General features: G+C 52.7%; 1 tRNA gene and 2 rRNA genes. All 3 read right to left on the bottom strand.

Annotated elements, in window-relative coordinates:
* Position 1 precedes the first annotated feature (1 nt).
* The 3 genes from Q4577_RS23385 to Q4577_RS23375 all read right to left on the bottom strand — a co-directional run bounded on the left by Q4577_RS23385 (position 2) and on the right by Q4577_RS23375 (position 3974).
* Positions 2-78, bottom strand: a tRNA-Met gene (locus Q4577_RS23385).
* Positions 79-174: 96 nt separating this feature from the next.
* Positions 175-289: ribosomal RNA gene (rrf, locus tag Q4577_RS23380) — 5S ribosomal RNA — on the bottom strand.
* A 143-nt stretch (positions 290-432) separates the two neighbouring features.
* Positions 433-3974: ribosomal RNA gene (locus Q4577_RS23375) — 23S ribosomal RNA — on the bottom strand.
* Between the last annotated feature and the right edge of the window lie 446 nt (positions 3975-4420).

The following is a 4420-nucleotide window of genomic DNA, read 5'->3' as shown; positions in this document are numbered from 1 at the left end:
TTGGTTGCGGGAGTAGGATTTGAACCTACGACCTTCAGGTTATGAGCCTGACGAGCTACCGGGCTGCTCCATCCCGCGACATTTTTTGGCCTGTTGCCTTGCGGTTGCATGAGGCATTTATTGGCCTTTGTCGGTGATATCGTTTGAGAGATACATTTTATCGGGGCTTATCAGGTCTGGCGATGACCTACTCTCCCACGTCTTGAGACGCAGTACCATTGGCGCGACGGCACTTAACGGCCGGGTTCGGGATGGGACCGGGTGTTTTGCTCGTGCTATGATCACCAGACCGGGAAAGCCCCGGTAAGTTTGCGCGGCTGATGCGCAATTTTGTTTCACTCTCTGTTGAGAGTGTCCAAGTCAGGTACATTTATCGTGTTTTATGTGATGTTTGCTTTGATCATGTTCCGAGTAATCTATCTTTTACTGGATCAAATCAAGCCTATCGGACCATTAGTACCAGTCAACTGAACGCGTTACCGCGCTTACATCTCTGGCCTATCGACGTGGTGGTCTACCACGGTCCTCAGGGATACCTTGTTTTGAGGGGGGCTTCCCGCTTAGATGCCTTCAGCGGTTATCCTGTCCGATCATAGCTACCCAGCACTGCTCCTGGCGGAACAACTGGTACACCAGTGGATCGTTCACCCCGGTCCTCTCGTACTAGGGGCAACTCCTCTCAAGTATCCTACACCCACGGCAGATAGGGACCGAACTGTCTCACGACGTTCTAAACCCAGCTCACGTACCTCTTTAAACGGCGAACAGCCGTACCCTTGGGACCTGCTCCAGCCCCAGGATGAGATGAGCCGACATCGAGGTGCCAAACACTGCCGTCGATATGGACTCTTGGGCAGTATCAGCCTGTTATCCCCGGCGTACCTTTTATCCGTTGAGCGATGGCCCTTCCACTCGGGACCACCGGATCACTATGACCGACTTTCGTCTCTGCTCGTCTTGTCAGACTTGCAGTCAGGCTGGCTTCTGCCATTGCACTCAACGACCGATTTCCGACCGGTCTGAGCCAACCATCGCGCGCCTCCGTTACTCTTTAGGAGGCGACCGCCCCAGTCAAACTACCCGCCACGCAGGGTCCCGGATCCAGATAATGGACCGCGGTTAGACATCAAGAATGCAAAGGGTGGTATCTCAAGGGAGGCTCCACAGAAACTGGCGTTCCTGCTTCAAAGCCCACCACCTATCCTGCACATTGCAGTCCTGATGCCAGTGCGAAGCTGTAGTAAAGGTGCACGGGGTCTTTCCGTCTAACCGCGGGAAGCCTGCATCTTGACAGGCAATTCAATTTCGCTGAGTCGATGTTGGAGACAGCGGGGAAGTCGTTACGCCATTCGTGCAGGTCGGAACTTACCCGACAAGGAATTTCGCTACCTTAGGACCGTTATAGTTACGGCCGCCGTTTACCTGGGCTTCAATTCAAGGCTCTCACCTCTCCTTTTAACCTTCAGGCACCGGGCAGGCGTCAGACCCTATACGTCGTCTTGCGACTTCGCAGAGCCCTGTGTTTTTAGTAAACAGTCGCCACCCCCTGGTTTGTGCCCCCAGCCCCTAGTTGCCTAGGAACCGGGCCTCCTTCTCGCGAACTTACGGAGGTATTTTGCCGAGTTCCTTCAACATCGTTCTCTCAAGCGCCTTGGTATTCTCTACCAGTCCACCTGTGTCGGTTTAGGGTACGGTCTGATGGAGGGCTATTTCCAGGGACCTCTCAGCAGCCCATTCAATCCAATAAGGATGAACTACCTCTGAGATCCGTCACATCCTCCTGGCCCACGAATATTAACGTGGTTCCCATCGGCTACGCATTTCTGCCTCGCCTTAGGGGCCGGCTTACCCTGCTCAGATTAGCTTTAAGCAGGAACCCTTGGACTTTCGGCGAGAGTGTCTCTCACACTCTTTGTCGCTACTCATGTCATCATTCTCGCTAGTGATCTCTCCACCGGATCGCTCACGCGCCGGCTTCACAGAAAGCTCCCTGCGTCCAATATCCCCGAAGGGATCAAGGACGCGTGGAACTATGTCACACTACGCTCTGCTACCATGCCTTACGGCATCCTAAGCTTCGGCTCATGGCTTGAGCCCCGTTACATCTTCGCCGCAGGACAACTTATTTAGACCAGTGAGCTGTTACGCTATCTTTAAAGGATGGCTGCTTCTAAGCCAACCTCCTGGTTGTTTTGGTCGTCCCACCTGCTTTCCCACTTAGCCATGAATTAGGGGCCTTAGCTGTAGGTCAGGGTTGTTTCCCTCTCCACTACGGACGTTAGCATCCGCAGTGTGTCTGCCATCTAGTACTCCCGGGTATTCGGAGTTTGGTTAGGATCAGTAAGCCTGTGGGGCCCCATTACCCATCCAGTGCTCTACCCCCCGGGGTATTCGGATGACGCTCTACCTAAATAGATTTCGCAGAGAACCAGCTATCTCCGAGTTTGATTGGCCTTTCACCCCTAGGCACAACTCATCCCGACCTTTTTCAACAGGTGTGGGTTCGGACCTCCAGTAAGTGTTACCTTACCTTCATCCTGGTCATGCCTAGATCACTCGGTTTCGGGTCTGATCCATCTAACTCATGCGCCCTATTAAGACTCGCTTTCGCTGCGCCTACACCTAACGGCTTAAGCTTGCTAGATAGACCAAGTCGATGACCCATTATACAAAAGGTACGCCGTCACAAGACTGGACACTAATAGTAATCTGGAGTTGCCGCCGCAGGCGACAACCGCTTCGCGCCGACCCTTGGCCGGTACACCGATCTTTCAGATCGCCACTGGGCAGATCCTGAGAGCGGCTCACGCTTGATGCATTTCTTGATGCGATGTTACCTGGTTGGTACCGACACGCGCAGCTGCACGGTCTCAACACCCGGATTGTGGTCATAAATCCCCGCATTCGATCGATGATCGAAGCTGAGACCAAACCGCCAACCGCGTTTGTTTTCCCAACCGACCTCGGCACCCGAACGGAACGCGATTGCGCCGCCCAGATCAAGGCCGTCACCGGCGTCATACACACCGGTCATCGCATGCAATTCCGCAAAAAACGGGCTGGAACCAAAGTCCATCGTGTAGGTCTGACCAATGCCGACCCAGGTTTCACCCCGAGACCCGACACTCAGCCCCACCGCATGACCAAAGGGGCCGGTACGGCGCCCAAGATCATAGCGAAGATAGACTTCACTTCCCGTTTCTGCGCGGCGTTCAAGAACCTGACCGCCCGAGAAGGCGATCCTTGGTGTCACGTCGCTCCGGCCAAGACAGCCCTGCGATGTGCCACAATAATTCATTCCCATATCCGTCAGTCCTGCGACCAACATGAGAATGGCAAAAGTTCCGTCTGCCATATCCAACTCCCTGTTTCCAGGAAGCGGCATGCATCAGATTATCATTAGAGTCCAGTCAAGCTCCGACTGATTGTAGGCGTTCGGTTTCAGGTACTGTTTCACTCCCCTCGTCGGGGTGCTTTTCACCTTTCCCTCACGGTACTGGTTCACTATCGGTCAGTAAGGAGTACTTAGCCTTCGAAGGTGGTCCTCCGATCTTCAGACAGAATTTCACGTGTTCCGCCCTACTTAATACATCCCATCGAGCTTCAAATACGGGGCTGTCACCCACTATGGCCGACCTTTCCAGGTCGTTCTTTTCACTCTCAAGGCTTGGCTGATCCGCGTTCGCTCGCCACTACTAGCGGAGTATCAATTGATTTCCTTTCCTCCGGGTACTTAGATGTTTCAGTTCCCCGGGTTTGCTCTTAAAAACCTATGTATTCAGTCTTTAAGTACCTGGTTATGAACATTATAAACAACCGAAGTTATTATAATGAACATTCAGGTGGGTTCCCCCATTCAGAAATCCATGGATCAAAGCATATTCTCGGCTCCCCATGGCTTATCGCAGAGTATCACGTCTTTCATCGCCTCTTACTGCCAAGGCATCCACCAAACGCCCTTCTCGCGCTTGATTTGATCCAGAAAGAGACAGATTGCTCATTTCACAGCCTTCGCGACTACATGATTGCGGTTAAACACCAGGCAGCCAGCCGTAAAACAATATACAAACGTTCTTTCCGATCAAAAGCAAACTATCCCATGCTGATCAGAAGATCAGCATCAGTTAGTGTACTTGACTTGGACAACTCTGTTCGTTTCAGCAAGGCAGACAGGGGTTCGGTCGAGGAAACAACCTAAAGTCCTGCTCGCGTCTCCCACAAGGGGATCAGCACCCCACTGAGATCAATCCCATACTCGGGCGATCAAACAGTGTTGATATTTTGTATCTCTCTAAACGATGTCAAAGCCTCCGAAGAAGCTCACGTCCGATTGGACGGGTAAACATTCGCAAATGCTTACCGATCAAATCGAAGTAAGTAAGGTCTCGCACGTGTTTGGCTGCGCCAACCACTTCCGCTC

The organism is Marinovum sp. 2_MG-2023 (assembly GCF_030548265.1).
Taxonomy (GTDB): domain Bacteria; phylum Pseudomonadota; class Alphaproteobacteria; order Rhodobacterales; family Rhodobacteraceae; genus Marinovum.
Note: the sequence above shows the minus strand (reverse complement) of the source record. Positions and strands in the feature narration are given on the sequence as shown.